The organism is Streptomyces sp. SID10853 (genome assembly GCF_010548145.1).
In the GTDB taxonomy this organism is placed as follows: domain Bacteria; phylum Actinomycetota; class Actinomycetes; order Streptomycetales; family Streptomycetaceae; genus Streptomyces.
The window spans coordinates 93959-120696 of sequence record NZ_JAAGLN010000002.1 but is presented as its reverse complement, the minus strand read 5'-3'; the positions used below and the strand labels follow the sequence as shown (position 1 = coordinate 120696).

Below are 26738 nucleotides of genomic sequence, written 5' to 3'. Positions count from 1 at the left end.
GTGACGGGGCCCTCGTGAAGTGGCCGGAAGACGGCCGGAAAGGTCAGAAGCGGCGGGTGATGAGTGCGCGCTTCACTTCCTGGATCGCCTTGGTGACCTCGATACCGCGCGGGCAGGCGTCCGTGCAGTTGAACGTCGTGCGGCAACGCCACACGCCGTCCTTGTCGTTGAGGATCTCCAGGCGCTGCTCGCCGCCCTCGTCACGCGAGTCGAAGATGAAGCGGTGCGCGTTGACGATCGCGGCCGGGCCGAAGTACTGGCCGTCGTTCCAGAACACCGGGCAGGACGACGTGCACGCGGCGCAGAGGATGCACTTCGTGGTGTCGTCGAAGCGCTCGCGGTCCTCGGCGGACTGCAGACGCTCACGTGTCGGCTCGTTGCCGCTGGTGATGAGGAAGGGCATCACATCGCGGTACGCCTGGAAGAACGGGTCCATGTCGACCACGAGGTCCTTGAGGACCGTGAGGCCCTTGATGGCCTCGATCAGGATCGGCTTCTCGGGGTTGATGTCCTTGATCAGCGTCTTGCAGGCGAGCCTGTTCTTGCCGTTGATCCGCATCGCGTCCGAACCGCAGACCCCGTGCGCGCAGGAGCGGCGGAAGGTCAGCGTGCCGTCGAGCTCCCACTTGATCTTGTGGAGGGCGTCGAGCACACGCTCCTTCGGGTCGATCTCGACCGCGAAGTCCTGCCACTGCGCCTCGTCCGAGATCTCCGGGTTGAACCGGCGGATCCGGAAAGTGGCCGTGATGAACGGGGTGTCGGCGAAGCCCGCCTCGGGCTTGCCGGCCGCTTCGGCCTTGTCCATGGTCGGGGTAGCCATCAGTACTTACGCTCCATCGGCTGGTAGCGGGTCTGGACGACCGGCTTGTAGTCGAGCCGGATCGACTCGGAGCCGTCGTCGCCCACCTCGCGGTACGCCATGGTGTGGCGCATGAAGTTGACGTCGTCGCGGGTCGGGAAGTCCTCGCGGTAGTGACCGCCGCGGGACTCCTTGCGCGCCAGGGCGGACGTCGCCATGACCTCGGCGAGATCCAGCAGGTTGCCCAGCTCGATCGCTTCGAGGAGGTCGGTGTTGAACCGGCGGCCCTTGTCCTGCACCGACACGTTCAGATAGCGCTCGCGCAGCTCGGCGATCTTCTCGACCGCCGTCTTGATCGTCTGCTCGGTGCGGAACACCATGACGTTGGCGTCCATGCACTCCTGGAGCTCCGTACGCAGCACGGAGACCCGCTCGGTGCCCGTGGCGTCGCGCAGCCGCTCGACCTGGGCCTCGACCAGCCCGGCCGGGTCCTCGGGCAGCTCGGCGAATTCGTGCTTCGCCGCGTACTCGGCGGCCGCGATGCCGGACCTGCGTCCGAAGACGTTGATGTCGAGCAGCGAGTTGGTGCCCAGCCGGTTGGCGCCGTGCACCGAGACGCAGGCGACCTCGCCGGCCGCGTACAGGCCGGGCACGACCGTGGTGTTGTCCGCGAGGACCTCACCCTGGACGTTGGTCGGGATGCCGCCCATGGCGTAGTGCGCGGTGGGCTGGATCGGGATCGGGTCGGTGTACGGCTCGATGCCCAGGTACGTCCGCGCGAACTCCGTGATGTCCGGGAGCTTGGCGTCCAGCTGCTCCGGCGGGAGGTGCGTCAGGTCCAGGTACACGTGGTCACCGGCGGGACCGCAGCCGCGGCCCTCCCGGATCTCCGTGTAGATGGAGCGGGAGACGACGTCACGGGACGCGAGGTCCTTCATGACCGGCGCGTACTTCTCCATGAAGCGCTCGCCGTCCTTGTTGCGGAGGATGCCGCCCTCACCGCGGGCGCCCTCCGTCAGCAGGATGCCCATGCGCCAGATGCCCGTCGGGTGGAACTGGAAGAACTCCATGTCCTCCAGGGGCAGTCCGCGGCGGTAGCAGGCGGCCTGGCCGTCACCGGTCAGGGTGTGCGCGTTCGAGGTGACCTTGAAGAACTTGCCGGTGCCGCCGGACGCGTAGATCACGGACTTCGACTGGAAGACGTGGATCTCGCCGGTCGCCAGCTCGTAGGCCACGACACCCGCTGAGGTCTTGACGCCGTCCACCTCGACCAGCAGCTGGTCCAGGACGTAGAACTCGTTGAAGAACTCCACACCCTCCTTGACGCAGTTCTGGTAGAGGGTCTGGAGGATCATGTGGCCGGTGCGGTCCGCGGCGTAGCACGCACGGCGGACCGGGGCCTCACCGTGGTTGCGGGAGTGACCGCCGAAGCGGCGCTGGTCGATCTCCCCGGCGGGCGTCCGGTTGAACGGCAGGCCCATCTTCTCCAGGTCGAGGACCGCGTCGATGGCCTCCTTCGCCAGGATCTCGGCGGCGTCCTGGTCGACCAGGTAGTCGCCGCCCTTGATCGTGTCGAAGGTGTGCCACTCCCAGTTGTCCTCCTCGACATTGGCGAGGGCCGCGGCCATGCCGCCCTGGGCGGCACCGGTGTGGGAGCGGGTCGGGTAGAGCTTCGTCAGCACGGCGGTGCGGCTGCGCTTCGTCGACTCGATGGCCGCGCGCATGCCGGCTCCGCCGGCGCCGACGATGACGGTGTCGTACTTGTGGATCTTCATGATGAAAGCGCCTCGGTCCCGGGCTTCTAGGAGATGTTCGGGTCGAAGGTGAAGATCACCAGCGTGCCCAGCAGGATGGTGAACACCGTGGCGGTGTACAGCAGGCCCTTGAGCCACAGGCGCGTGCCGACGCGCTCCGCGTAGTCATTGATGACGGTACGGAGGCCGTTGGCGCCGTGAAGCATCGCCAGCCACAGCATCAGCAGGTCCCAGCCCTGCCAGAACGGCGAGGCCCAGCGGCCCGCCACGAAGGCGAAGCCGATCTTGGTCACACCGCCGTCGAGCACCAGCTGGATCAGCAGGTGGCCGAGGACCAGGACGACCAGGACGATCCCGGAGAGGCGCATGAAGAGCCACGCGTACATCTCGAAGTTGCCGCGAGTGGTCTTCGGCGTCTTCTTGGTGCGTGCGCGGGGGGCCTCGATGAGCGGCGCCGGGTGGTCGGCGTCGAAGAGGGAGACGCCCTCGACGGGGCCGACAGCGGAAGAGGTCTCAGCAGACATTCAGTCCTCAGCTCCCGAACAGTTCGCGTGCGGCGTGGCCGAGCACGGGGTAGATCGCCCCGATCATCAGCAGGACCCAGATGCCCACGACGGACCACAGCATCTGCTTCTGGTGGCGCGGGCCCTTGGACCAGAAGTCCACGGCGATGATGCGCAGGCCGTTCAGAGCGTGGAAGAGGATCGCTGCGACAAGGCCGTACTCAAGGACACCCACGATCGGCGTCTTGTAAGTAGCGATGACCTTGTCGTAGTCCTCGGGAGAAATACGGACGAGAGCAGTGTCCAGGACGTGTACGAACAGGAAGAAGAAGATGAGGACGCCGGTGACTCGATGAGCCACCCAGGACCACATACCTTCCCGGCCGCGGTACAGCGTTCCAGCCGGCACGGAAAAACCCTCCGGGAGCGGGGGACGGGGGTCATGCCGCCAGCCTCTCCGGCTGGGAGAAGCTGTGTCGGTCTGGCCCGGCCGGGTACGGTCCACCGGCCCCGGCCATCGTAGCGACGACTTGTCGGTTCCTCCGCGCGGGGGGTTGCGGTGTGATCAAACAGGCAATCAAACAGCCACGGACGGGCTACCGGCATGGCCCGTATCCGCCACAAGCCGGACGATTCGCCCCCGGGCGAGTCGGCGCAGCTCGTCGGCTGCGACCGAACGCTCCTCGTCCGGCTCGTGCGAGAGCCGGGTACGGATGCTCACGAGCACCTGGTCGAGGTGCTCGGACGGGCGGACGTCGTCGAGGCAGATCACGAACGTGTGTCCGAAGCGGCTCTCGTACGCGGTGTGCGCGGCGCTCAGCGCTGTGTGGGCGGCGCGCGGCGCACGGCCGTGCAGCAGCCGCGACGCCGGTTCGCCCGCCAGGGCCTGGGCCAGCTCGGCCGGTGACAGGTCGTAACTCGCCTCGTCGCAGGCGGCGAGCAGCGCCGTCAGGTCGGGATAGGGGCGGTGTGCGGCCAGCCGCCGGGCCCACCGGGGGCTGGCGCAGCACCCGAGAAGGGCACTCTCGGCGCTGCCGGCGGGTGCAGAGTTGAACCGGTGGAGACCGGACGGGCCGCGCTTCTGCGCCGGTATGGCTGGGCGTGCCGGGCCGTCCGTTCTGTGGTGGAGTGACGGCGGTCGCATCGGAGGGCCGGCGTGGGACTCGCTGGACAGCGTGAGCTCCTCGAACACGACTGGAGGGTCGGATGACGGCGGTGAATGAGCCGCAACGCTATCGATGCGGAGACTTGAGTGTCCGACGGATGCGCGATTTTCACCCGGAAGGGAGAGTTTCAAGGCGCGTGATGGACGAATTGGCTGGCATGTCCCCCTCGCTCAGCCGTGCACGGGAGGTTTCGGACTGATGAAAAAACTCAACGCACCGGTCCCCATCGCCGTGGGCCTGACCGTCACGGCTGCCGCCGTCGCGCTCGCCGTCACGGTGTGGCCGGACGACGACACGTACGGCGGAAGCGGCCCGGCGGGCCACGGCTCGGCGGTGACCGCCCCCTCGTCCGACCCGTCGGCGAAGAACTACCCGCTCTCGGCGGCGCCCCGCGCCATCCCGGCGGTACGCGAACACGGCCCGGCGCGCGGCCCCGGCTGGCACCCGGTGAAGGGCTCCCGGGTCCTGGTCGACAAGGGCAGCAAGGGCCTCACCGACGAGGGCAGGCTCCTCTCGCACGAGCTGAAGATCGGCTACGCGTACGGGGGCACCGCGCACGCGGGCGACATCGAGCTGGCCCTGAAACCGGACAAGAAGGCGCCGCGCGAGTCGTACACCCTCAGTGCCCGCGAGAGCCGGGTCCTGATCACCGGGCCCGACGAGGCCGGGGTCTTCTACGGCACCCGGACCCTCAAGCAGTCCGTGCAGGCCGACGGGAAGGTGCCCGAGGGCGTCGTGCACGACAAGCCGGCGACCGCGCAGCGGCGGTTCAACCTGGACATCGCACGCAAACCGTTCGACGCCGCCTGGATCGAGGACCGGCTGCACGAGATGGCCGACCTCAAACTGAACCAGCTGGGGCTGCACTTCTCGGACGACCAGGGCTTCCGTATCGCCTCCACCTCGCACCCCGAGGTGGTCTCTCCCGACCACCTCACCACCGCCCAGGTCCACAAGATCGTCTCGCTCGCCTCCAGCCTGCACATCACGGTCGTCCCGGAGATCGACTCGCCGGGACACCTGGGCGCTGTCATCAAGGCGCACCCGGACCTCCAGCTGAAGACGGCCGACGGCACCCCCGTCAAGGGCGCGGTCGACGTGTCGAACCCGAAGGCCGCGAAGATCGTGGACTCGCTGCTGCGCGAGTACATGAAGCTCTTCCCCGGCACGTACTGGAACGTCGGCGGTGACGAGTACCAGGCGCTGACGGTGAAGAACCCGGAGGCGTCCTTCCCGCAGCTGGCCGCCCTTGCCCGGAAGAAGTACGGCGCGAAGGGCACGGTCCAGGATCTGGCCGTGGCCTGGCTGAACGACCGGGCCGCGGTCATCAGCAAGGCGGGCCGGACACCGCAGGCGTGGAACGACGGGTTCTTCCGCGGCGGAGTGGCCAAGGCCGACAAGAACATCCAGGTGGAGTACTGGACGGGCAAGGAGTTCGGGGCCCGGCCGCCCGAGGAGTATCTGAGCGAGGGGCGCCAGGTGGTGAATCTCAACGACGAGTACCTGTACTACGTGCTCGGCCAGCCCAATAACTTCACCTACCCCACCGGCAAGCGGATCTACGAGGACTGGACCCCGCTGGTGGTGCGCGGCACCAAGGCGGTCCCCGCCAAGTACGCGCACCTGATCGTGGGCGGCGGGTTCGCCGTCTGGGGCGACTTCCCGAACGCGCAGACCCCGGAGCAGGTCGCCGCGGGTATCAGGATGCCGCTGCGGGCGACGGCCCAGAAGCTCTGGGACCCGGGCAAGCCCAAGCTGACGTGGACGCAGTTCACGGCGCTGTCGGCGAAGCTGGACTGACCGGCGCCGGTACTGGACTGACCGGCCCCGGTGCACGGCTTGCGGCCCCTGGATCCTTCCGGGGGCCGCAGTCGTGCCCGCGCCCGGTCTTCCCGGCCCGGATGTGCCGCTCCCTCCAACGGATGCATCAGCCCGGCTCCGGCGAGACCGGGAGACGTGCAGGTCAGAGCGGGTCGTGCCGAGCACCGTCGGCCACGTCGGGTGACTCAGCGATTGCGCACTGTATTCAGGCGTTTGCACGGTGGCGGTGCGTACTTCCCGCACGGGTGAGTACCTCCCGCACGTCCGAAAGGAACGCTTTCCATGCGCATGTCCCCGAAGGCCGGCCTCCTCGTCTCGTCCGCCGTCTGCGGCGCTCTCGCCCTCGGCATAGCGGGCCCGGCGGCTTACGCGGCAGCCGACGACACCACGGCGGCCCGCTCCGCGAGCGCCCCGTCGGCCCCCCTGCCCGGGGCCGACGCGCTCCTGGCCCAGACGAAGACACTGGGTGATGCCGGCGGGGTTCTGGCACCGGTGACGGATCTCCTCAACGCCGTACTGAAGGCCCCGGACGGCAAGCTCTCCGCCGCGGACGCCACCAAGCTGGCGGACCCGGTCAAGGCCGCTCTGGCGAAGGTCACGGCAGCAGCCCCCGCGGCGCCCGCTGCCCCCGGCATCCCGGGCGGCGTGACCGGGGTGTCCGGGGCGCCCGCCGCACCCGACCCGGGCGCTGCTCTCAAGGCCAAGGCGGCGGCCGACCTCCAGGCCAAGGTGGACGCGCTCGTCAAGGCGTCCACGACCGGCAGCCCCACCGAGGTCGCGGCGGCGGTCAAGGCCGTGGTCACCTCCGAGGTGAACGTCGTCGTCTCCGTCGTGCTCGGCGGCGGGCTCCCGGCCCCGAACCTGCCGGGTCTCCCCACTCTGCCGACGGTCCCCGGCGTCCCCCAGCTGCCGGCCACACCGGGCGCCTGAACCGGCCCGGCCCGGCCCGGCCGAGTCCGGCTGAGCCCGGTCGGGACCGGTTGAGTCCGGCTGGGACCGGTTGAGTCCGGTCCGGGTCCGGCTGAGTCCGGTCCGGGTCCGGCTGAGTCCGGTCGGGTCCGGCTGAGTCCGGTTGAGCCCGGCTGGGCCCGGTTGAGTCCGGTCGGGTCCGGCTGGGACCGGTTGAGCCCGGCTGGGAGAGGCCCGCGGTGACCTGTGAAGGCGCCGCGGGCCTCTCCTGTGCTGCGTGCGGCGCCGCTCTCTCCTGTGCTGCGGGGTGCAGGTCCGGGGTGGAGTCCGGGTGGGGTTCGGCCCTCCGCGGGCGGTGGCGCCCCGGGGGCCGTAGCGTCCAGGGATGGACTTCAATATCACCGCGCAGGAAGAGGCGCTGCTCCTGCGGATCCGCGAGGACCTGCACGCGGGCAGCACACCCCGCGAGGACGACCTCGCGGCCGAGCTCGGCGACGAGGTGCGGGGGCGGGTGCGCAGCCTGGGCGCGCGCGGCTGGCTCGTCGTACGGCCGGCGCCGGACGGCACGGTCTACGTCGAGGGGCTGTCGTCCCTGGCGGAGTCGGCGCTGTCGAACCGGCGGGACGTGGGCGACCAGTAGGCCGCGCCCGGCGGCGGCGAGGACGTCCCGGCAGGCGGACGTCCCCGTAGGCGGATATCCGGGCGGGCGGGCGCGCGGGCGGGGTGGCGGGTCGGCGGGCCGGCCGGCCGCTGTCAGACGAGCAGCCGCAGCAGGTGCGCGCAGGCGTCCGGCTCGGTGTCGTACCGGCCGATGACCTCCGAGAGGCCCCGTTCGTACGCACCGGTCTCCCACGCCCGGCCGTCCTCGGTCCGCTTGAGATAGAGGAAGTCGGTGGGCGTGGGGGCCGGTTCATGGACCCCCTCGATCCGGTAGTAGCCGTCGGGTACTCCGGCGTCGCGCAGCGCGGCACGCAGTTCGTGGCGGTCCATGGGGCGCTACTCGCCGGCCGGGGTGGCCTGGGCGAGGTAGTGGTGGTCGAGCAGCCACTTGACGTTCAGCCGCTGGCCCTCGCCCGGGTTCAGGAACACCGGGTCGAGCTTGATCTGCTGCCCGTTGCCGGGCTGCTCGAACCACGGCGCGATACCGCCCTGCCACACCCAGAACGGCTTGGCCACCCGGTAGACGTGGTAGTCGCAGGGCACCGCCGCATCACGGGTGTTGAGGCTCTGCGGGGGCAGCGCGCGCTTGGCGTACGAGTCGCCCGCGGGTGCCAGATAGCCGCCGTACTCGGAGCCGAAGCGGTCCAGGCGCTCACCGGTGCGCAGCTTCTCGGGCTCCTTGTCCACCTGCCCGTTGACCTCCTTGAACCCGTCGTTCGGCGGGTACTTCCAGCTGCCCGAATCCGCGGGCCCCTCCCAGTACTTCTTCAGGAAGTCTCCCGCCGACAGCTTCCCGGTCCGGTGGTAGCCCTTGAGCAGCGGGCCGACCGGCTTCTCGTGCTTCGACGGGAGCCACTGCGGTCCGAGCCTGGCGTCGCCGTCGAACTCTCCCGAGCAGGGGGCGTGCTGCGGCCCGGAGGCCGCCGTCCGGTCCTGGTGCTGCTGCGGAGCGGTGCTCGCGGCGGCGGGCGCCGCCGCCGTCGCCGCGGTGACGGTCAGCGCGGCGAGAACGGTGCGAATACGGTTCACTCAAGGTCCCCTTGTGTCCTGAGGCCCGGCTGGGCGTGTATTACGCACGGTAGCGGATCGGTCACCGTGTGCGCGGCGAGACCGGGGAGTTGGTCCGCCGTACGGCGACCGGACGCGGGGTGACGGCACGCAGCGGCACTTCGGGCACAGTGGCACTTCGGGCACATATGGGCTGCGCCGGGGGCGCGTTGTTGGCGGGGTGTGCGCGGGGGCGTATGCGCCGGATGATCTGACGGTGTGTGTTTTGTCCGGTTTCAGTAAAGTCGCGAAGGTTCTCCGGACATCGGAACCGGCTCGGTTCAGAGTGTGGTTGTCCGGCACAGAGCCGGAAGTTCATCTGCACCATGCGTGGGCCGACCGGCGCACGCATGCCCTGATCTGGGGGTTCCATGTCGTCTTTGTCTTCGGGTTCCCGTCTCGCCGCAGCTGTGCTGGCCTCCGGGGCCCTGCTGGCCGCCGCCTTCCCGGCGGCGGCCGCCGGCCACCACCCCGCCCCGCGCCCTGAGCGCTCGGCCGTGGTGGTGGGCGCCGTTCACCACGTCGACAGCCACGGCCGCGGGCACCACCGCGGCAACCGGGTGGACGCGGAGTGGATCACCGTCACCAACAACTCCCGCCGGGCGGTGGAGCTGCGCGGCTGGACGCTGACCGACGCGCAGCACCACTCCTACCGCTTCCAGGCGCTGCGGCTCGGCGCGCACAAGTCGGTCAAGGTCCACACCGGCCACGGCCGCAACACCTGGAGCGACGTCTACCAGAACCGGCGCGCGCCGATCTGGGACCGCGTCGACACCGCGACCCTGCGCAACGCGCGCGGTCGCGTCGTGGACGTCGAGCGTCTGGGGCACCGTCACGGCTGATGCCTGACGCCTGACGCCTGACGCCTGAGGTGACATCAGGTGCGCCGCGAGTGGGCCCGCTCGCGGCGCACCGCTGTGTCTGCCGCCGCTCTGCCGCCGGTCCGTGGCCGGTCTGCCGCCGGTCTGCCGCCGGTCTGCCGCCGGTCCGCCGCTGTGCGCGCGGCCGGTGCCGGGCCCTCAGGCCCGGAGGTCGACGACGACCTTCACGTCGTCGCTGCCCTTGTGCAGCGCGTCGGCGAAGCCGCTCATCGGGACCCGGCGGGTGATGAGGCGGTCCAGCCAGCGCGGGTCGGCCTGGGCGAGAGCGGCCGCGGCCTGTTCGTAGTGGCGGCGGCCGGCGTTGACGGAGCCGAAGACGACGCCGTTCCTCAGCACCATCTCCCGGGCGGTCGCGTCCAGGTCCACGGTGACCTTCCGGCCGCCGGACGAGATACCGGTCAGACAGATGACGGCGCCGGGCCCCACTACGTCCGTCAGGGCGTGGACGAGTGAGCCGACGCCGGTGCACTCGATGACGACGTCGGGTGCGAGACCGGTGTCCCGGACGTCGCCGGTGTGGAAGGTCCCGCCGAGGTCGGCGACGAGCTGCGGTTTGGGGCCGCTGCTGTCGAGGTCGAGTACGTGGACGTCCAGGCCGCGTTGGGCGCCGAGCATGGCGGCGAACAGGCCGATCGGCCCGGCGCCGGTAATGAGGGCGACCCTGGGTTTCCAGGAGGACCGGCTCAGGATGTGTTCGGTCTGTTCCCACGCTTTCGCCAGTACCGACAGGGGCTCCAGCAGCACTCCTCGGTCGCCGAGAGCCGGGTCGAGCTTCACCGCGTACTGCGGTTCGCTGCGCCACAGCTGCGACCCGAAACCGTGCAGCTCCTTGATGCCGCGTTCGGTGTAGAGGCCGTTGCGGCAGAAGTCCCACTCGCCCACCGAACACGGCCCGCAGGGCACGGGGTCGGGCCGACGCACGATGCCGGCGACCAGGTCTCCCGGTGCGAACCCGCTGCCCTCCGGGGCCTCCAGCACCTTCCCCAGGGATTCGTGCCCGACGATCAGACGTTCCTCGCCGGGCGGCGGCGCACCGTAACCCTTGTCGGCGATGTCCAGGTCCGTGCCGCAGATGCCGAGGAGCCGGCCCTCGACGAGCAACGCGCCGTGCTCCGGGCCCGGTTCGCCGACGTCACGGATCTCCACCTGGTCGGGTTTGCCGGGTACGAGGGTGATGGCCTTCATGTCCACGTCCTCCCTGCCGAGCATGGGCGATCGCGATGACCGCGATGACCGATGACCGCGGGATGGATGACCGCGATGCCCGATGCCCGATGGCCGATGGCCGATGGCCGATGACCGTCGGCCGTGGCCCCGGACTCGGTCCCGGTCCTGGCGCTGGCCCTGGTCCTGGCTCGGTCCCGGCCCTTGGCTCGGTCCCGGTTTCACGCTAGCCCCGTTCCGCCGGGCTGTCGCGGTCAGCCGGCCCATCGCCGGGGCGCCGCGTTTCCCGGCCAGGAAGAATCCGGGCTTCCGGCGGACCATGGAGCAGGGGGCGGGACCGGAGGAGTGGACCGGAGGGGACGAGAAGCGGACGAGAAGCGGGCGAGACGGACGAGGGAGCCTTCCATGTCGCACAGCACGACGGTCACTGTCCTCGGAGCCGGTGCACTCGGCGCCGCGATGGCGGCACGGCTCGGGGAGACCGGGCATGAGGTACGGCTGTGGAACCGCACATCGGACAAGGCCCGCGCCGCGGCGCGGCACGCTGCCGGAGTGACGGCCGTGGAGGCCCTGGACGACGCGGTCTCCGGCGCGTCCGTCGTCATCACGGTGCTCCGTGACGGCGATGCGGTGGCGGCGGTCATGTCCGATGCCGCCGGCCGGCTCGGCGATGACGCGGTCTGGGTGCAGGCGAGCACAGTGGGTCCGCGGAGCGCGGGCAGTCTGGCCGGTCTGGCTCGCGATCACGGTGTTGCCTATCTGGACGCACCGGTCTCGGGAAGCACGGACCCCGCCCGGCAGGGCACGCTGGTCTGGATCGTCGCCGGCCCGGAGGGCGCCCTCGCGCGGGCACGTCCTGTGCTCGACGACCTCGGCTCGTCCGTGCAGCACGTGGGGACAGGGGCGGAGGGCAGCGCGGTCAAACTCGCGGTCAACGCCTGGATGACAGCGGCGACGGTGGCCGCGAGCGACGTCCTCGCGCTGTGCGACGCGCTCGGTGTCGACCACGCGACCCTGGGCCGGGTCCTGGAGGCGGGCCCGCTCGCCATGCCGTACGAATCGCGGAAGGTGGGTGCCATGGAGGACCGGTCGTACGCGCCCGGATTCGCGGTGCGGCTCGCCCTGAAGGACATGGACCTGGCCGCTGAGGCGGCCGCCCCCAGCCCGTTGCTGCAAGCAGTCCGCGACCGCCTGGACGCAACCGTCGCAGCCGGGCACGGCGAGGACGATCTCGCAGCCGTCGACGCCCTGAGGAAGCCGCGGCCGGCATCCTGAACAGGCGGCCCGCACCCTGAACACGCGGCCGACATCCTGAACAGGCGGTGTCCCGGAAAGGGAGCGGCGGGTCCCGGTCAGTGCAGCGACGCGCTCGCCGTACGGAGTTCGTCCAGGGCTGCCAGCGTGTACTCGGCGAGGTCGTCCTGGGCGTCGGGTGCGCCGTCGGACCACTCGGCGTACCCCCGTTTGAAGGCGAGGACGCCCAGCTCGCCCGCGAGAGCCGCGGTCGGTTCAGGTACGCCGCGGGCCACCAGGGCGGTGGTGACCGCGGCGGCGAGGCTGACGCTCTTCAGGGCGTCGCGCTCCTGGAGTTCGGCGCTGGCGGTGACGGCCGCCTTCAGACGCGGGGCGAGCTCGCGGTTCATGGGGCCCATCGCGCTCGACGCGCGCACCAGACCGGCGGCGACCGCATCCAGCGGGCCGGCGTCGGCGGGAGCCTCGGCGATCCCCTCGGACAGCAGCCGGCTCAGCGTCTCCTGTCCGGCCACCAGCAGCTCGCGCTTGTCGGGGAAGTGCCGGAAGAAGGTGCTCTTGGTGACTCCGGCGCGCTCGGCGATCTGCGTGACCGTGGTGGCGTCGTATCCCTGCTCGGTGAACAGGTCGACGGCAGCCACGACGAGGCGTTCGCGTGCACCTGGTTCCCATCGGCCCATGGATCCATCGTAAGTGCATTGCGTGTCACGGGACTCTTGTCCCATTACTTTGCTAGAGTGATGAGACAAGGTCCCATCACTCATGGGTCTGTGCCTTACGGGTCGTGACTCACAGGTCCATGGCTCACAGGTCAGTGGCTCACGGGTCCATGGCGTACAGGCCCAAGGCTTACGGGCCAATCATGCAAGGGAGAGTCTTATGCGTGTATTTGTCACCGGTGGCACCGGTCTGATCGGCTCCGCCGTCGTCGCGGAACTGCTGGGCAACGGCCACTCCGTGCTCGCGCTCGCCCGCTCCGACGCCTCCGCGCAGGCTGTCGAGGCGGCAGGAGCGGAGCCGCTCAGGGGAGGTCTCGCCGATCTGGACGCCCTGCGCGCCGGTGCAGGTCAGTCCGACGGGGTGATCCACCTGGCGTTCAGCAACGACTTCAGCAGCCCCGAAGCCCTGGCGAATGCGGTCGCGGAGGAGAGTGCCGCGCTCGCGGCCCTCGGCGAGGCACTCGTCGGCACTGACCGCCCGTTCGTCACCGTCTCCGGCACTCCCGCTGTGCCGGGCCGCGCCTCCACCGAGGCCGACCCGCTGCCGACCGACGGGCCGGTCGGCGGGCGCAGCCGCACGGTCACGGCGGTCCTGGACCTGGCCTCGCGCGGAGTCCGGAGTTCGGCCGTACGTATGCCGCGCACGGTTCACAAGGACGGTACGGGCGGCTTCGCCGGAATGCTGACCGGCATCGCCCGTACGACGGGAGTGTCCGGCTACCCCGGCGACGGCGCCCAGCGTTGGCCGGCCGTGCACGCGCTCGACGCGGCCGTGCTCTTCCGGCTCGCCCTGGAGCAGGCGCCGGCCGGCAGCGCCTGGCACGCCGTGGCCGACGAGGGTGACCAGGTGCGTGACATCGCCGCGGTCATCGGCCGGCGGCTGAACCTGCCGGTCGAGCAGGTGCCGGCCGAGTCGTACGGGACTCTGGGCCCGATCTTCGCGACCGACCAGCCCTCGTCCGGGGCCCACACCCGGCAGGCGCTCGGCTGGGAGCCGAAGCACCCCGGCCTCCTGGCGGACCTGGAGAACATCCAGCCCTGAGGGCGGCGAAGGAGGGAGTGCGGCCGTGGGCTGCAACCGTGGCCCGTGGCCCGTGGCCCGTGGCCCGTAGCCGTAGTCGTAGCCGTAGCCCCCGGCGTCCCCGGCGGGACACGCCTCAGACGGCGGCGGCCGGTGCGGGTTCCCCGGTGGTCCTGCGTACCGGCTCCTGGCGGGCGATGCCGATCCCGGTGTAGCCGCAGATCACGGCGATGATCACGCCGAAGTAGTTGAGGAACGCGTACGGCGCGTACGCCATGGTGGCGACACCCAGGGTCGTGGACATGTAGGTGGCGGCCTCGGTCCACGGCACCAGGGGTACGAAGACCGTGCCGGAGTCCTCCAGGGTGCGCGACAGGTTCTTCGGGGCGAGGCCGCGCTCGGGGTAGATGTCCCGGAACGCCTGGCCCGGCACGATGATCGTCAGGTACGAGACCCCCATGGAGAGCGCGGTGCCCACGGAGGTCAGCGCGGTGGCGAGGATGATCCCGCCCGTGCGGCGGACCTTGGTGAGCAGCCGGTGCATCAGGACGTCCAGGCAGCCGGTCTCGGTCAGGATGCCCGCGAAGGCGAAGCCGGCGAGGCCGATCAGCATGGTCGACGCCATCGATGCCATGCCGCCGCGGTTGAGGAGCGTGCCGGCCGCGGCGGACACGTGGTGGGGGTCGATGCCGCCGTGGCCGCTCAGCATCGACACGGTGAAGCCGGTCGACGCGGAGGAGCCGATCTGCTGGAGCGAGAAGCCCTGGAGGACACCGCCCAGGATCCCCGCGACCGCCGACGAGGCGATGATGGTCGGCAGCGGCGGCTTCTTCATGACCGCGCCCACGAGGATCACCGCGGGCGGCAGCAGGAGCAGCAGGTTGAAGTGGAATCCGTGCTCCAGTACGGCCCGCAGATCCGCGGTGCGCCGGGCGGCCAGCCCGTCGGCGTGCTGGCCGCGGCCCAGGAAGAGGTACAGGACGCAGGAGAGGACCGCCGCGGGGCCCGTCGTGTAGAGGAGGTGCCGGATGTGCTCGAAGAGGGTCGAACCGGCGACGGCGGGAGCCAGGTTGGTGGTGTCCGACATCGGGGACATCTTGTCGCCGAAGTAGGCGCCCGAGATGATGGCGCCCGCCGTCATCGGCAGGGACACACCGAGTCCGCCGGCCACGCCGATCAGGGCGACACCGACGGTGCCGACGGAGCCCCAGGACGTACCGGTCACCGTCGAGACGATCATGGTGATCAGGAACGACAGCACCACGATCCACGACGGCTGGATGGCCTTGAGCCCCCAGTCGACGATCATGGGGATCGTGCCGCTCAGCGTCCAGGTGCCGATGAGCATGCCGATGGAGATCAGGATCAGCAGCGCCGGCATCGCGTCGTCGATCTTCGACCGGATGCCCATGAGCATCTCGTCCCAGGTCACGCCGAGCCAACGGGCGATGACGCCGGTGACGGCGCAGGCCGTGACGAGAAGGACCACGGGGTCGAGGCCGAGCCAGACGGTGCCCGCGATCATCACGATCAGCATCAGCACCACGGGAAGTGCGGCGACGAGCAGTCCGGGGGTGCGGCGCTCGCGCGGGGGCGCCGCTGCGGAGGAGTCGGTCATTTCGGGTACTCCAGTGGCCCGGTGGGGCCGGGCGGTCGGGCGGGGTGGGGGAGGGGCGGGCCGTCCGCCGGGTACGCGGGACCGGAGGGGGCGGCCGGTGGATCATGCGTTGCGGGTCCGGAGGTGCGTACGCGCGCAGGTACGCGTGTACGGGTGCATGTACGTACGCACGACACGGGGCCGGAACCGGTGGGGCAGGGCAACCGGTCGGGCTGACCGGGGAGTTGGCCGACCGGGGAGCTGGCAGGCCAGGGGTGTTGGCCGCCGGTCAAGTCAAGGGGGTTGGCGGGCCAGGGATGTTGGCCGGCCGGGGGAGTTGGCAGGTCGGGCGGGGGAGTTGGCAGGTCGGGCGGGGTCGAACGGAGCCGGTGAGGCCGGCCGGAGGAGCGCCGGCCGGTCGGGCAGGGGCATCCGGCGGGGTCGGCCGGCCGGCAGGTTCAGCGAGTCGGCAGGTTCAGTGAGCCGGCGGGGTCAGCCGGTCGGTGGAGCCGGCCCCACTGGCTCAGGCGGGGTGGCGGGATCGGGGGTCAGCCGGTCGGGGAACCCGTCATGTGGGCCCGTACCCGGCCGAGATGGAGATCCATGAGCGCCGCGGCCCGCTCGCCGTCACCGTCCGCGACGGCGGCGGCGATCTCCTCGTGGTCGTCCAGGGAGTCGGCCGTGTGGGCCGCCGGGACGTCCAGCGGGCTGCGCAGCAGGATGATCTGCTGCTGCACCCGCCACAACTGTTCCGCGACGCGCGGACTTCGCGCGGTGTCCGTCAGGGTCCGGTGGAAGTCCAGGTCGAGCCGGTGCACGAAGCGTCTGCCGCCCTGGATGGTCTTCCGCGCCCGGGCGCAGGCCGAGCGCAGCGCGGCGACATCCTTCTCGTCACGGCGCTCCGCGGCCAGCCGGGCGGACGCTGTCTCCAGCGCCGTGCGGAGCTCGAACAGGGCTCTCACGTCGTCCGGCTCGGCCGTGAAGACCGTGGCGCCGCGGTTGGGGCTGTGCACGAGCAGGCCCTCGCTGACGAGTTGCCGTACGGCCTCGCGCAACGGCCCCCGGCTGATGTCGAGTTCCCGTGCGAGCACCACCTCGTTGATCCGGGTCCCCGGTCGCAGGTCGCCGCCGAGCAGTCGTTCGCGCAGCACCTCGGCGACCTGGACGGCGAGGCCGCGCTGCAGTGTCTCACTCACGGATGACGCCTCCTCTGGACCGGCAAGGTGTTGACAGTTGCCAGTTGACAGGCGTGTTTCCGCAGGTGTCAAGAGGTCTCGCTGAAATCGCCCGCACATTCGACAGGCTTCGGTGCCAAGTGATAACTGTCGACAGTTGACTCGAACTGGAGAGGCGGACATAACTGATGCACAGCGTGGTGGCCGAGGTCTGGCGTGGGGATTTCCTGGAGTCCGTGCACCACGGGACGGTCATCGCGACCGGCCCGGACGGTTCGGAGGCCCTGCGGATCGGGGACGTCGACGCTCCGATGTACCCGCGCTCGTCGAACAAGCCCCTCCAGGCGCTCGGCATGCTCCGCGCCGGGCTCGGGCTCGACGGCGAACTCCTGGCGCTGGGCTGCGCCAGCCACTCCGGCGAGTCCATCCACCTGGACGGCGTGCGGGCGATACTCGGCTCGGCCGGGCTCGGCACGGACGCGCTGCGCTGCACGGCCGCCCTCCCGATCGGCGAGGGCGCGCTGCGCGCCTGTCTGGCCGGCGGCGGCGGGCCCACCCCCCTGACGATGAACTGCTCCGGCAAGCACGCGGCCATGCTGGCGACCTGCGTCGTGAACGGCTGGGACACCGCCACCTACCTCGACCCGGAGCACCCGCTCCAGATGGTGCTGCGCGAGACCCTGGAGGAACTCGCGGGCGAGAGGATCGCCGCCACGGGTATCGACGGCTGCGGCGCGCCCCTGTTCGCCATCAGCCTGCGCGGCCTGGCCCGGGCGTTCGGCCGCCTGGCCTCGGCCCCCGAAGGCAGCCTCGAACACCGCGTGGCCCGCGCGATGAACACCCACCCGCAGTACGTCGGCGGCACCGGCAGGGACGTGACGCGGCTCATGGGCGCCCTGCCCGGGGCCGTAGCCAAGGACGGCGCCGAGGGTGTGTACGCGCTCGGCCTGCCGGACGGGTCGGCGGTATCGCTCAAGATCGCGGACGGCTCCCAGCGGTCCCGCCCGGTGGTGATGGTCGCCGCGCTGCGCCGCCTCGGAGTGGACGTGGACGGCGACGCAACGCTCAGCGCACTCGCCACAGCGCCGGTACTCGGCCACGGCGAGCCGGTCGGCGCGGTCCGCCCCACGTTCTGACCGATGCGGCCACGGTGACGGGGGCCGGGCCCTGCTGTCCCGCCGTTTCCGGTCCGGAGAGGCGTGTCCGGAGAAGCGTGTCCGGGGAGGTGCGTCCGGGGAACGGCGGGAGGGCGACCGGGGCCGCCACCCCTGTTCCGACGGGACCGGGCCACTGACGTGGTCCGCGTACTGAGCAGGGCTGGAGGCCGTGGTGCGGCACAAGGTGTGTCGCACCACAGCCTTCCGCGTATGGGGGCCCAGCGACACGGTCCGGTGCCATGCCCCCACGACACCTCACCAGCCGCGAGCCGGCTCCCACCCACGACGAGCAGAGTCACGCCGGTACGCCGGTACGCCGTTGCACCAGGTGCGGTTGCGAAACCGGACGCACCCTAGTGGAGCAGTACCGGCATCGCCGCCGGTTCCTCCCCCGGCGGGAAGTACTTGGCCAGCTCAAGGCGCCCGCTGATCCGTAACTTCCGGTAGGAATGGGTCAGATGGGACTCGACGTTCCGCAGGCTCACCTTGAGCAGACGCGCGATGTCACGGTTGCTCATCCCGCGCGCGGCCAGCCCCGAGACCTGCCGTTCGGTCGGGGTGAGCAGCGACTCCGCGGAGTCCTTGCGCGGATCGGGCCGCCCGCCCGCGTACCGCAGCTCCCGCTGCACCGCCTCGACCAAACCGTCGGCGCCGAGCGAAATCCCCACCTCGTTGGCGCGGTGCAGCAGTTCGCGGGTGCGCCGGACCTTGCCGATCTGCCGGTGGGCCCGCCCCGCCTCGTACAGGGCATGGGCGAACAGCAGCGGCGCGGGGGCCGGTTCGAGGATCTCCAGAGCCTGGCAGGCGAGTTGTGCCGCATCGCGCCCCGAGCTCGCCGAGGCCTGCGCGACCAGGGCCCGGCCCAGGGCGAACGGGGCGCCCCAGCGCCGGGCGAGCTCGGTCTCCTGCCGGGCGGTCCGGCGGGCCGCGAGCACGTTGCGCTGTCCCAGCAGGAGAGCGGAGCGCGTGGAACGCCAGGGCAGGAGCGCCGGGTTGACGACGCCCCGACGGGCCGCCTCCTCCTCGCAGTGGGCGATCAGGGCGAGCCCGCGCTGCGCCTGACCGAGCCGGCCCAGGGCGCGGCCGGCGCTGTCCAGGAGGTGCAGCCGCCACCAAGTGACGGGCCGGTCGCCGGGCAGCAGCGGAGCCTCGTCGAGCAGGGCGCCGGCCGCCGCGATGTCGTCCTTCTCCAGGGCCACGTCGATGAGGACGCTCCGGGCCAGCGCACCCACGTGATAGGAGGCGGCGCCGATCCTGGTGAGCAGGTCGAGCGCCTGACGGGCGTCGTCGTCGGCGTCCGCGAGCGGTCCGCGGTGCAGCTGCACCAGAGCGCGTACGGCCAGGGCCTCGGCGATCCGGGTCACAGTGCCCTCGGCACGGGCCAGCAGCACCTCCGTGTCCAGGTGCCGCCGGGCCTCGTCCATGTCGCCGGCCCAGAGCAGTGCGAGCACCGCGTGGTACCAGGGCGGGGAGCCGTACGGGGCGCGGGGCAGGGCCAGGAACCGGTCGGCGATCCGGCGTACCGCCTGCGCCGAGCGGCCCGCGGCGGTGCGCAGAAGCAGGACCTGCTCAAGACGGTCCTCGCCCTCGTCCCCCGGGGTGTAGGTGCCCTCGTGGAGCCGGATGTCGATGAGCCGCTCGCGCAGCCGGCCGGCCGCCGCGGCGTCCAGCACGCCGGCCTCCGCACGGATGTCCTCCAACACCTCGCGGGCGCAGGCGGATTCGTCGAGCCGAAGCAGGATCTCGGACAGCCGCAGCGCCTCGTGGAGCCGCTCGTCGGGCCCCAGGAGGCCGGCGGCGTGCACCGTGAGCGCCCGGGCGGAGGTCGGCAGGTCGAGGGCGGTGAGTGCCTGGATCCACAACCCCTCGGCGCGGGCGGCCAGTTCCTCGGGTGCGCCGTGCAGCGTGGTCTTCTCGATCAGCTGCCGGGCCCCCGCGGGGTCCCGGCCGACCATGCCCTGGGCGACATCGAGCAGCAGCCGCGCCATCCACGGCTCGTCGAGCCGGTGCGATCGCAGCAGGTGGGCGGCGACGTCCTCGCACGGCGCGCTGCGGCGCCACATGGACCGGGCGGCGAGCCGGTGGAGTTCGGCCCGCTCCGCGCACGGGATGTCCTGGTACAGCAGTCTGGCTAGGAGGGGGTGCCGGAATATCATGGCGTGCGGGCACACCAGCCCCGACTCGGTGAGCCGCGAGAGGCTGCGGCAGGCGTCCTCCGTCGGCACGCCGCACAAGTCGGCGAGGATGGCAGGGTCCAGCGGCGAGCCGAGGATGCTGGCCGCCCTGGCGACCTCCAGGCCGAATGGATCGAGCCGCCTGAGCATGCACAGGATGCGCTCCTTGACCGCGCGCAGCTGCATCAGTTCGGCCGGTGGATCCAGCGTGCGGCCGACGAGGGCGTCCGGGGCACGCCCGGTCCCGCCGGGGAACGCGGGCACGCTCCGTATCTGCTCGGTCAGCAGGTAGGGGTTGCCGCCCGTGTCGGCGATCAGCGCATCCACGGACTCGTGGTCGTGGCCGCACAGTGCGGCGGCCAGGTCCAGGGCGGCGGCCGGGCTCAGGTCGTGCAGATGGATATGGCGGTCGGGCCGGATGCCTTCCTCGAACTCGACCAGCAGGTGCTGGTCGCTCACCGGCTCGCCGCGGCGCTTGGTGGCGAGCAGTACGACGGGGAGGTCGTCGAGCCGGCGGCTGAGGAAGCCCAGCCACAGCAGGGATTCCAGGTCGGCGTGCTGGACGGAGTCGACCGTGAGGAGGAGCGGGGTGCACCGCGCGGTCCGCCCCACGCCCGCGCACAGCTCTGCGAGCAGCGGGTAGTCGGGCTCGGCCGGCCCGCCGTCGGTGGCCCCCACGCTCGCCGCGAAGGTACGCGTCCATCCCTGTGCCGTCTCGGGCAGCCCGCCGAGCAGTTGGTGCACCACCCCCAAGGAGAAGGGCTGTTCGGCGGGGGAGGCCGTGGCAGAGAGCACGACCATGCCCTGTTCACGGGCGATTCCTTCGGCCCAGCGCAAGAGTGAGGTCTTGCCTGTGCCGATGATTCCCTCCACCAGCGCGGCCGCGCCCTCTCCCGCTCTCGCGGACTCGAGCATCTGGATGATGATCTTGGATTCTTCGCCTCTGCCGAACAGTTCCTGGGGCACTTCCCTGAACCTCCTGCGAACCAGCGCTGCCAAGGACACGGTCTCGTGGTCAAGCCGTCGCCGCCCTGACGGAAAGGGTGTTTTGCAGACAGGTCAGAGAGAAATCGAGCCACCCATCGATCCCCCATCGATCCCCCGACCGCCGGTGAACGGCGTACACCCGCGAATGTAGCCCGCTGCTAGCACAACCCCCACTGGAATTATGCAAATGCTTCCACCTGATGGAATCGACACGTGTTCATTCGGCCACTGTTTCGGTCCCACCGTATTGATGAGCGCGGGTACCGCATGGGTACGGTCTGCACGGCATTGCGGTGGTGACCGGCGAGCCACACGGAAAGCGTTCCCCTGGAACCTGGCATATTCACCGCGACCTAATGGCGAAATCCTGATGGAAGGATCGGTGATCACGTGAGCGCCTCAAGTGAGGAGCTCTGCCCGATATGGGCCCTCCGCCCGGCCCTGCCGCCGCTGTCGGTCCCGGCCCCGCCCGAGAGCGGCCGCACCGAGCAGTTCGTGCTGTCCCTGACCAGACTCCTGCCGCTGGTGTACGAGCAGGCCTGGCAGGCCGTGCTCGGCTCCGGCTTCCGTCTCCAGGTCGTCGACTGGCGGGCCACCCGTACAGAGGTGCAGGACGCCTGCCTCGCCGAGCGGCTGGCTCGGGAGTCCGCCGGCGGACTGCCCCTCGACCAGGGCCCGTCCACGCGCGCCACCCTCATCCGGCGCGACGACCGCACCTGGACCTTCGCCTGGCGGTACGCGAGCGAGCTGAGGAGCCGGAGGGCGGGGCTCCGCCTCGTCCACATGGCCACCGAGGCGTACGACACCCTGCTGCGCGGCGGAACTCCGAGGCGCCAACCCGGCGCCGACGACCTGCTCGTGGGGCCGGTGAGCCGATGACCGGCGACACCTCGGTGCGGCTTTTCTGTCTCCCGTTCGAGGGCGTCTCGGCCGGCGTGTACCTGCCGTGGGCCGAGGCCATCGGCCCTCTGGTGGTCGTCACCCCCGTGGAGCTGCCCGGCCGAGGCCGCCATCCGCGCACCCGCCCGTGCGGCAGCCTGGAGCCGCTGCTGGCTGAGATCATGCCGTACGTGGCCCGCATGTGTGACCGCCCGTTCGCGTTCTACGGGCACGGCTTCGGTGCTCTCCTCGCGTACGAGATGGCCGCCCGGCTCGAGTGGGAGCACGACGCGGTCGCCGAGCGGCTCTACGTGTCGGGCTCCGGACTGCCGCACCGGACCGCGCCGGAGCACGCCGTCAGCCACCTGCCGGACGCGGCGATGATCCGCAGGCTCCGTGACCGCGGCCGGATGCCCCCGGTCGGCCGGGACCCGCGGCGCGCGGCCCGGGCGCTGCCCGCGCTGCGTGCGGACGTGGCTGTGATGGAGTCCTACCGCCGCGACCCGCGCCATGTCGTGCACTGCCCGGTCACCGTGATGCGCGGTCTCCAGGACCACAGCGTCACGAGGGCGGACCTGGCCGGCTGGCGCCGGTGCACCCGGCGCGCCCTGCGCATGGAGACGTTCCCGGGCGGCCACTACTTCCCGCTGACCGCCCAACGGGAGCTCCTGGACACCTGCGCACGGGACCTGATCCGCCCGGCGAGTGCGCGTCGCCTGCGGGCGGCGGCCGCCGCGTACTGAACCGAATCGCGCACCGGTTCCGGATTCGGCAACAAGAATTGCCCAGAACCTCCGGCGTCTCCATCCTGAACGCCGGAGGTGACCGTATGACATCTGCACACCGCGCCCCGGGCTTCGACGGCGAGGCCCCCGGCGAGGCCCCCGGCGCCGAGCCGGAGCAAGAGACGGAACTCCACTCCGGCTTCCTGACGGACGCGGCGCGCTGGTTGGGGAGCCTGCTCGGGCCCGCCGGCCGGGACACGGCGGCGGTCCGCCGAATCCTCGACATCGGCAGCGGGCCCGGAGTGGCTTCCTGCGTCCTGGCCCAGGTCTTCCCGCAGTCGGCCGTCGTGGCCGTGGACCGGTCGGCCACGCTCCTCGCCCGGGCCGAGGACCGCGCAGCGGAGCGCGGGCTGACCGAGCGGATCGTCACCCGACGGGCCGAACTGCCCGAAGAGTTCGGCCTGCTCGGACCGGCCGACCTGATCTGGACCGGCAACGTCTGCCGCCACTTGGGCGACCAGCAGGCGGCGCTGCGGAGCCTGGCTTCCGCTTTGCAGCCCGGCGGCATGCTCGCCGTCGCCGAACGCGGGCTGCCGCCGCGCTTCCTGCCCCGCGACATCGGCATCGGCAAACCCGGCCTCCAGGCGCGTCTGGACGCGGCCATCGAGGAGCGGTTCGCAGCCGGACGCGCCCGGCTGCCGGGCGCCACATCCGTGGTCGAGGACTGGCCGTGCCTGCTGGCGTCCGCGGGGCTTGTACCCACCGGCAGCCGCACCTTCCTGATCGACTTCCCCGCCCCCCTGGACCTGGGCGCGCGCCGGCATCTGCACACCCGCCTGCGCCTCCTGCTCGACGAACACGGTGAGCAGCTCGACCTCGTCGACCGGCTGACCGTGGAGCAACTCCTGGACAGGGACGACTGCACGGGCATCCTGTGGCGCCCCGACGCCTTCTACCTCACGGCGGTCACCGTGCACACGGCCCGCCTGTGCCGGCCCCGGGCCTGACCCTTCCCGTCCGACCGTGGTGCCCGCGGCGGCGGGCATCGGAATATCCCGACGGAATCGTCGACGGCCATTCAATTCCGGTCTGCCCCCGGATCTCCCGGGGTTCACTCGTCGTCCGGCACGCCTGCGGGTGTTTCTTCGGCCTGCCCGGATTCTGTTTGTGCTCCTGAGCGCCTTCTCCCTGCATTGTCACCCCCGTAGTTCGGACGGCCTGCGGCATTCCCGCCGCAGGCCGCCCACGCATGCCCGCGTGATTGCCGGACGGCTAAGGCCACAGATTCTTCGGTCAGCCCTACGGTCCCACCGTATTGAGGGCTTCACCCCCGCACTTCTATGTTCCTTCCCAGAGCGGTCGCCCCGGCGGAACAGGGAAGCCGGACGGGTCACATGCGAGTTACGGAGGACGCGTGAAGATACGGATTCTCGGTCCGCTGGAGGCCGAGACGGACGGTGTCCCGGTCGTGCCTACGGCGGCGAAGGAGCGGCAGATCCTGACACTCCTCGCGCTCCACTCGGGACAGCTCGTCCCGGCATCGGTCCTGCGGGAGGAACTGTGGGGGCCGACGCCGCCGCGCAGCTCGCACACCACCTTCCAGACATACGTCCTGCGCCTGCGCCGCGTCCTGGCCGCCGCCCTCGGCGGGCCCGACGGGCCGGCCCGGGCCCGGCAACTCCTCGCCACCGGACCGAGGGGCTATCTCCTGCGGGTCGCCGAGAAGGACGTGGACGCCTTCGCGTTCCAGCGAGCGACCCGCGACGGCCTCGCGGCTTTCGCGGACGGAGACAACGAGCTGGCGTCCCGGCTGCTCCGCCAGGCCCTGGCACTGTGGCGAGGGCCGGCGCTCGTCGACGTACGGGCCGGGAAGGCGCTGCGGATCCACGCGGCCGCCCTGGAGGAGAGCCGGCTGCTCGCCACCGAGCGGCGCATCGACGCCGAGCTGCGCCTCGGCATGCACACCGAACTCCTCGCGGAACTCATCGAACTGACGGGGAGAAACCCCTCCCACGAGCGGCTCTACGCCCAGGCCATGGTCGCGTTCTACCGCTCCGGGCGGCAGTCCGCAGCCCTCGGCCTCTACCGCAGGCTGCGCCGGCGGCTGATAGAGGACATGGGCCTGGAGCCCGCTCCGCAACTTCAGCGACTGCACCAACTGATGCTCGCGGTCGACCCCCGGCTCGTCACCGGCGCCCAGAGCGGCCCGCCGACCCCGACCTTCGACCTGTACGCGGCCTGAGCGCACCCCACCACCACCGAGCACCACAGAAGAGGTGACACAGTGACGGACCAGACTCCCACCCTGTACGAATGGGCCGGTGGCGCCGAGGCGCTGGAAAGGCTCACGGAGGAGTTCTACCGGCGCGTCCGCAAGGACGAGCTCCTCGCTCCGCTCTTCAAGCACATGGACGACGACCACCCACAGCACGTCGCGACCTTCCTCGGCGAGGTCCTCGGCGGCCCCGAGCGCTACACCGAGGACCACGGCGGATACCCGCGCATGGTCTCCCGGCACCGCGGCCGCTCCATCACGCCCGAGCAGCGTGCGCGGTGGGTGGAGCTGATGCTGGAGGCCATGGACGTCGTGGGCATCCCCGAGGACGCGGAGTTCCGCTCGGCGTTCGTCGGCTACATCGAGTTCGGCTCGCGCCGGGCGATGGCCAACTCGCAGCCGGGCACCGGGCCTTCGGGACGTACCACCATCAAGAAGTGGGGCTGGGGCGAGGCCCTCCCCGGTGATGACTGACCCGGTGGCCGGGCCCAGGAACCGGTCCCGCCGGACGGCGCCCGCGCGTCCCGGTCTCGGCAACAAATATTGTCATTCCGCGACGCACGGTTCCAGCATGGGGACTGGCAGTGATCACCGTGATCAAACGGGTCGCCGAGATGCCCGCGCCACTCGGGCGGCCGTCTCACGGGTCCGGCGGCGCCGTTCTGCGCACGCCGGCCGGGCCGGCATGCACCCGCCCTGATCCGTCCGCCCGAACCGTCCCGACAAGGAGTTCTCCCCATGTGTCCGACCACCCCCCGTACGCTCGGCGGTTGCCGATGAGCGTTCAGACCGATGCCCACGATGCGGCCGCGCGCAAGGCCCATGACCGGTTGCCGTTCGCCGTCTACCTGCTCGCGTTCAGCCTGTTCGCCATGGGCAGTGCCGAGTTCCTGCTTGCCGGGGTCCTCCCGGACATCGCCGACGACCTGCACATCTCGCTCTCCTCCGCCGGTGCGCTGATCTCCGCGTTCGCCATCGGCGTCGTCATCGGCGGCCCACCGCTCGCCGTCCTGACGCTGCGCTGGCCGCGACGCACCACACTGGTGATCTCGCAGGTCGCGTTCGCCGTCTTCGTGGCGATCGGCCTGGTGACCGACAACTTCACCGTGCTGATCGTCACCCGTTTCCTGTGCGGTCTGGCCTATGCCGGGTTCTGGGCGGTCGCCGCGGTCACCGCGATCGGACTCGTCGCCCCCGAACGCACCGCACGGGCCTCCGGCGTCGTCGTCAGCGGACTCAGCATCGCCATGGTCGGCGGTGGCCCCGCCGGTGCGTTCCTCAGCCACTTCACCGGCTGGCAGGGCGGGTTCTGGGCGGTGGTCGCCCTGACCGTCCTCGGTGCGGTCTCGACGGCCACCGCCGTCCCCGCGACCAAGGCGGCGCAGGAACCCAGCGTGAGCCGCGAGTTGCGCACCATGCGGCAGCCGCAACTGTGGGTGGTGTACGTCGCGACGCTGCTGAGTACCGCCGCGTACATGATCTCGTACAACTACCTTGCGGCGCTCCTCAGGGACGTCACTGGCGTCGGCTCCGTGTGGGTGCCCCCGATCCTCGTCCTGTTCGGCGTCGGTGCGTTCTTCGGTCTGTTCATCGGCGGCCGGATCGCCGACGGGCGTCCCCACCACGCCCTCCTCATCGGCGCGGGCGGCATCCTCGTCACGTCGGTGCTGCTGGCCCTTCTCGCCGACTACGCCCCCGCGGTCATCATCTTGGTACTGCTGCTGGGAATCGCCGGATTCGTGCTCAACCCGGCTGTCTACGGCCGGGTGTTCACCGTGGCGGCCGACGCGCCGACGCTCGCCGGAGCCACCGCCGTCTCCATGTTCCAGCTCGGCATCAGTCTCGTCCCCGTCCTCGCGGGTGTCGCCCTCGGCGCCGGAGCCGGACTGACCTCCATCCCCTGGATCGGCGCAGGTCTTGCCGTACTCACCGTCCCCGTCGTCCTGATCGACCGGACGCTGGCCCGCGGCCGGGCAGGGGGCCCGCAGACGAGCGAGAGCTGACCTCGCCCTTCCGGTCCCGGGTCCGCGCTCGACGCAGCACCTTCCGGCGGCCGTTCCCCGCCCGCCGGCAG

Annotated in this window: 25 protein-coding genes; 13 read left to right on the top strand and 12 right to left on the bottom strand. The window is 71.1% G+C overall.

Going from position 1 to position 26738, the window contains the following annotated elements:
• Positions 1–43: 43 nt before the first annotated feature.
• From G3I19_RS01475 to G3I19_RS01455, 5 genes are all read right to left on the bottom strand, one after another.
• On the bottom strand, positions 44–820 hold the full coding sequence (locus G3I19_RS01475; RefSeq protein ID WP_164258566.1) for a succinate dehydrogenase iron-sulfur subunit: 777 nt from the start codon (positions 818–820) through the stop codon (positions 44–46).
• The gene (gene sdhA, locus G3I19_RS01470; protein WP_164258564.1) at positions 820–2574 is read right to left on the bottom strand and encodes a succinate dehydrogenase flavoprotein subunit; all 1755 of its coding nucleotides are present in this window, start codon (positions 2572–2574) and stop codon (positions 820–822) included. Before sdhA ends, G3I19_RS01475 begins: the two co-directional genes overlap by 1 nt.
• Positions 2575–2600: 26 nt before the next feature.
• Positions 2601–3077 carry a succinate dehydrogenase hydrophobic membrane anchor subunit gene (locus tag G3I19_RS01465; protein ID WP_164258561.1) on the bottom strand — a complete coding sequence of 159 codons (477 nt, stop codon included), beginning with the start codon at positions 3075–3077 and terminating at the stop codon, positions 2601–2603.
• 7 nt (positions 3078–3084) lie between these two features.
• Positions 3085–3465: a succinate dehydrogenase, cytochrome b556 subunit gene (gene sdhC, locus G3I19_RS01460; protein ID WP_164258559.1), complete on the bottom strand. Its 381-nt coding sequence runs from the start codon at positions 3463–3465 to the stop codon at positions 3085–3087.
• 168 nt (positions 3466–3633) lie between these two features.
• Positions 3634–4248 carry a 2-oxo-4-hydroxy-4-carboxy-5-ureidoimidazoline decarboxylase gene (locus G3I19_RS01455; RefSeq protein WP_343234949.1) on the bottom strand — a complete coding sequence of 205 codons (615 nt, stop codon included), beginning with the start codon at positions 4246–4248 and terminating at the stop codon, positions 3634–3636.
• A 172-nt stretch (positions 4249–4420) separates the two neighbouring features.
• Here G3I19_RS01455 and G3I19_RS01450 point away from each other — a divergent pair, with 172 nt between their 5' ends.
• The 3 genes from G3I19_RS01450 (at position 4421) to G3I19_RS01440 (ending at position 7592) form a co-directional block, all read left to right on the top strand.
• The gene (locus G3I19_RS01450) at positions 4421–6022 is read left to right on the top strand and encodes a glycoside hydrolase family 20 protein (protein WP_164258557.1); all 1602 of its coding nucleotides are present in this window, start codon (positions 4421–4423) and stop codon (positions 6020–6022) included.
• A 303-nt stretch (positions 6023–6325) separates the two neighbouring features.
• Positions 6326–6973, top strand: a complete 648-nt coding sequence (locus G3I19_RS01445) for a hypothetical protein (protein ID WP_164258556.1) — start codon at positions 6326–6328, stop codon at positions 6971–6973.
• 364 nt (positions 6974–7337) lie between these two features.
• Positions 7338–7592: a hypothetical protein gene (locus G3I19_RS01440; protein WP_164258553.1), complete on the top strand. Its 255-nt coding sequence runs from the start codon at positions 7338–7340 to the stop codon at positions 7590–7592.
• A 113-nt stretch (positions 7593–7705) separates the two neighbouring features.
• Here G3I19_RS01440 and G3I19_RS01435 read toward each other — a convergent pair whose 3' ends face one another.
• Together G3I19_RS01435 and G3I19_RS01430 are read right to left on the bottom strand one after the other, a co-directional pair.
• A complete protein-coding gene (locus G3I19_RS01435; protein WP_164258551.1) occupies positions 7706–7942 on the bottom strand; it encodes a hypothetical protein in 237 nt (78 codons plus the stop codon).
• Positions 7943–7948: 6 nt separating this feature from the next.
• Positions 7949–8641, bottom strand: a complete 693-nt coding sequence (locus G3I19_RS01430) for a TNT domain-containing protein (protein WP_164258549.1) — start codon at positions 8639–8641, stop codon at positions 7949–7951.
• A gap of 389 nt (positions 8642–9030) precedes the next feature.
• Between G3I19_RS01430 and G3I19_RS01425 the strand changes: the two genes are divergently transcribed.
• Entirely contained in the window at positions 9031–9501 is a 471-nt protein-coding gene (locus tag G3I19_RS01425) for a lamin tail domain-containing protein (RefSeq protein ID WP_164258547.1), read from the top strand.
• 177 nt (positions 9502–9678) lie between these two features.
• On the opposite strand, the gene G3I19_RS01420 is transcribed toward G3I19_RS01425, so the two are convergent.
• Positions 9679–10725 (bottom strand): glucose 1-dehydrogenase, encoded by a 1047-nt coding sequence (locus G3I19_RS01420; protein WP_164258545.1) that lies wholly within the window; start codon positions 10723–10725, stop codon positions 9679–9681.
• Positions 10726–10848: 123 nt separating this feature from the next.
• On the opposite strand from G3I19_RS01420, the gene G3I19_RS01415 reads away from it, so the two are divergent.
• A complete protein-coding gene (locus G3I19_RS01415) occupies positions 10849–11979 on the top strand; it encodes an NAD(P)-dependent oxidoreductase (RefSeq protein ID WP_343234948.1) in 1131 nt (376 codons plus the stop codon).
• A 77-nt stretch (positions 11980–12056) separates the two neighbouring features.
• On the opposite strand, the gene G3I19_RS01410 is transcribed toward G3I19_RS01415, so the two are convergent.
• Positions 12057–12635, bottom strand: coding sequence for a TetR/AcrR family transcriptional regulator (locus tag G3I19_RS01410; protein WP_164258541.1), 579 nt, complete (start codon positions 12633–12635; stop codon positions 12057–12059).
• A gap of 199 nt (positions 12636–12834) precedes the next feature.
• On the opposite strand from G3I19_RS01410, the gene G3I19_RS01405 reads away from it, so the two are divergent.
• Positions 12835–13716: an SDR family oxidoreductase gene (locus G3I19_RS01405; protein ID WP_164258539.1), complete on the top strand. Its 882-nt coding sequence runs from the start codon at positions 12835–12837 to the stop codon at positions 13714–13716.
• Positions 13717–13831: 115 nt separating this feature from the next.
• Here the strand turns inward: G3I19_RS01405 and nhaC are convergent, their stop codons facing one another.
• The gene (nhaC, locus tag G3I19_RS01400; RefSeq protein ID WP_164258537.1) at positions 13832–15313 is read right to left on the bottom strand and encodes a Na+/H+ antiporter NhaC; all 1482 of its coding nucleotides are present in this window, start codon (positions 15311–15313) and stop codon (positions 13832–13834) included.
• A 527-nt stretch (positions 15314–15840) separates the two neighbouring features.
• Entirely contained in the window at positions 15841–16488 is a 648-nt protein-coding gene (locus G3I19_RS01395) for a GntR family transcriptional regulator (RefSeq protein WP_164258535.1), read from the bottom strand.
• A gap of 167 nt (positions 16489–16655) precedes the next feature.
• Here G3I19_RS01395 and G3I19_RS01390 point away from each other — a divergent pair, with 167 nt between their 5' ends.
• Complete coding sequence (locus G3I19_RS01390; protein ID WP_164258533.1) at positions 16656–17603, top strand: asparaginase; 948 nt, start codon at positions 16656–16658, stop codon at positions 17601–17603.
• Between the two features lie 374 nt (positions 17604–17977).
• On the opposite strand, the gene G3I19_RS01385 is transcribed toward G3I19_RS01390, so the two are convergent.
• Entirely contained in the window at positions 17978–20764 is a 2787-nt protein-coding gene (locus G3I19_RS01385) for a LuxR family transcriptional regulator (protein ID WP_164258531.1), read from the bottom strand.
• 411 nt (positions 20765–21175) lie between these two features.
• Here G3I19_RS01385 and G3I19_RS01380 point away from each other — a divergent pair, with 411 nt between their 5' ends.
• From G3I19_RS01380 to G3I19_RS01355, 6 genes are all read left to right on the top strand, one after another.
• Positions 21176–21664: a hypothetical protein gene (locus G3I19_RS01380; RefSeq protein ID WP_164258529.1), complete on the top strand. Its 489-nt coding sequence runs from the start codon at positions 21176–21178 to the stop codon at positions 21662–21664.
• Entirely contained in the window at positions 21661–22407 is a 747-nt protein-coding gene (locus tag G3I19_RS01375; protein ID WP_164258527.1) for a thioesterase, read from the top strand. Before G3I19_RS01380 ends, G3I19_RS01375 begins: the two co-directional genes overlap by 4 nt.
• Positions 22408–22493: 86 nt before the next feature.
• The gene (locus G3I19_RS01370) at positions 22494–23396 is read left to right on the top strand and encodes a class I SAM-dependent methyltransferase (protein ID WP_164258525.1); all 903 of its coding nucleotides are present in this window, start codon (positions 22494–22496) and stop codon (positions 23394–23396) included.
• Positions 23397–23803: 407 nt separating this feature from the next.
• Positions 23804–24631, top strand: a complete 828-nt coding sequence (locus G3I19_RS01365) for an AfsR/SARP family transcriptional regulator (protein WP_164258523.1) — start codon at positions 23804–23806, stop codon at positions 24629–24631.
• Between the two features lie 42 nt (positions 24632–24673).
• Positions 24674–25138: a group II truncated hemoglobin gene (locus G3I19_RS01360; protein ID WP_164258521.1), complete on the top strand. Its 465-nt coding sequence runs from the start codon at positions 24674–24676 to the stop codon at positions 25136–25138.
• 302 nt (positions 25139–25440) lie between these two features.
• Positions 25441–26667 carry a Cmx/CmrA family chloramphenicol efflux MFS transporter gene (locus G3I19_RS01355; protein WP_164258519.1) on the top strand — a complete coding sequence of 409 codons (1227 nt, stop codon included), beginning with the start codon at positions 25441–25443 and terminating at the stop codon, positions 26665–26667.
• Positions 26668–26738: the final 71 nt, after the last annotated feature.

Bases quoted from the DNA above. Each gene is read 5' to 3' on its own strand.
- G3I19_RS01420 (WP_164258545.1), bottom strand. From the start codon at position 10,725: ATGAAGGCCATCACCCTCGTACCCGGCAAACCCGACCAGGTGGAGATC.
- G3I19_RS01370 (WP_164258525.1), top strand. From the start codon at position 22,494: ATGACATCTGCACACCGCGCCCCGGGCTTCGACGGCGAGGCCCCCGGC.
- sdhA (WP_164258564.1), bottom strand. From the start codon at position 2,574: ATGAAGATCCACAAGTACGACACCGTCATCGTCGGCGCCGGCGGAGCC.
- G3I19_RS01405 (WP_164258539.1), top strand. From the start codon at position 12,835: ATGCGTGTATTTGTCACCGGTGGCACCGGTCTGATCGGCTCCGCCGTC.
- G3I19_RS01355 (WP_164258519.1), top strand. From the start codon at position 25,441: ATGAGCGTTCAGACCGATGCCCACGATGCGGCCGCGCGCAAGGCCCAT.
- G3I19_RS01390 (WP_164258533.1), top strand. From the start codon at position 16,656: ATGCACAGCGTGGTGGCCGAGGTCTGGCGTGGGGATTTCCTGGAGTCC.
- G3I19_RS01375 (WP_164258527.1), top strand. From the start codon at position 21,661: ATGACCGGCGACACCTCGGTGCGGCTTTTCTGTCTCCCGTTCGAGGGC.
- G3I19_RS01440 (WP_164258553.1), top strand. From the start codon at position 7,338: ATGGACTTCAATATCACCGCGCAGGAAGAGGCGCTGCTCCTGCGGATC.
- G3I19_RS01425 (WP_164258547.1), top strand. From the start codon at position 9,031: ATGTCGTCTTTGTCTTCGGGTTCCCGTCTCGCCGCAGCTGTGCTGGCC.
- G3I19_RS01435 (WP_164258551.1), bottom strand. From the start codon at position 7,942: ATGGACCGCCACGAACTGCGTGCCGCGCTGCGCGACGCCGGAGTACCC.
- G3I19_RS01450 (WP_164258557.1), top strand. From the start codon at position 4,421: ATGAAAAAACTCAACGCACCGGTCCCCATCGCCGTGGGCCTGACCGTC.
- G3I19_RS01475 (WP_164258566.1), bottom strand. From the start codon at position 820: ATGGCTACCCCGACCATGGACAAGGCCGAAGCGGCCGGCAAGCCCGAG.
- G3I19_RS01410 (WP_164258541.1), bottom strand. From the start codon at position 12,635: ATGGGCCGATGGGAACCAGGTGCACGCGAACGCCTCGTCGTGGCTGCC.
- nhaC (WP_164258537.1), bottom strand. From the start codon at position 15,313: ATGACCGACTCCTCCGCAGCGGCGCCCCCGCGCGAGCGCCGCACCCCC.
- G3I19_RS01445 (WP_164258556.1), top strand. From the start codon at position 6,326: ATGCGCATGTCCCCGAAGGCCGGCCTCCTCGTCTCGTCCGCCGTCTGC.
- G3I19_RS01465 (WP_164258561.1), bottom strand. From the start codon at position 3,077: ATGTCTGCTGAGACCTCTTCCGCTGTCGGCCCCGTCGAGGGCGTCTCC.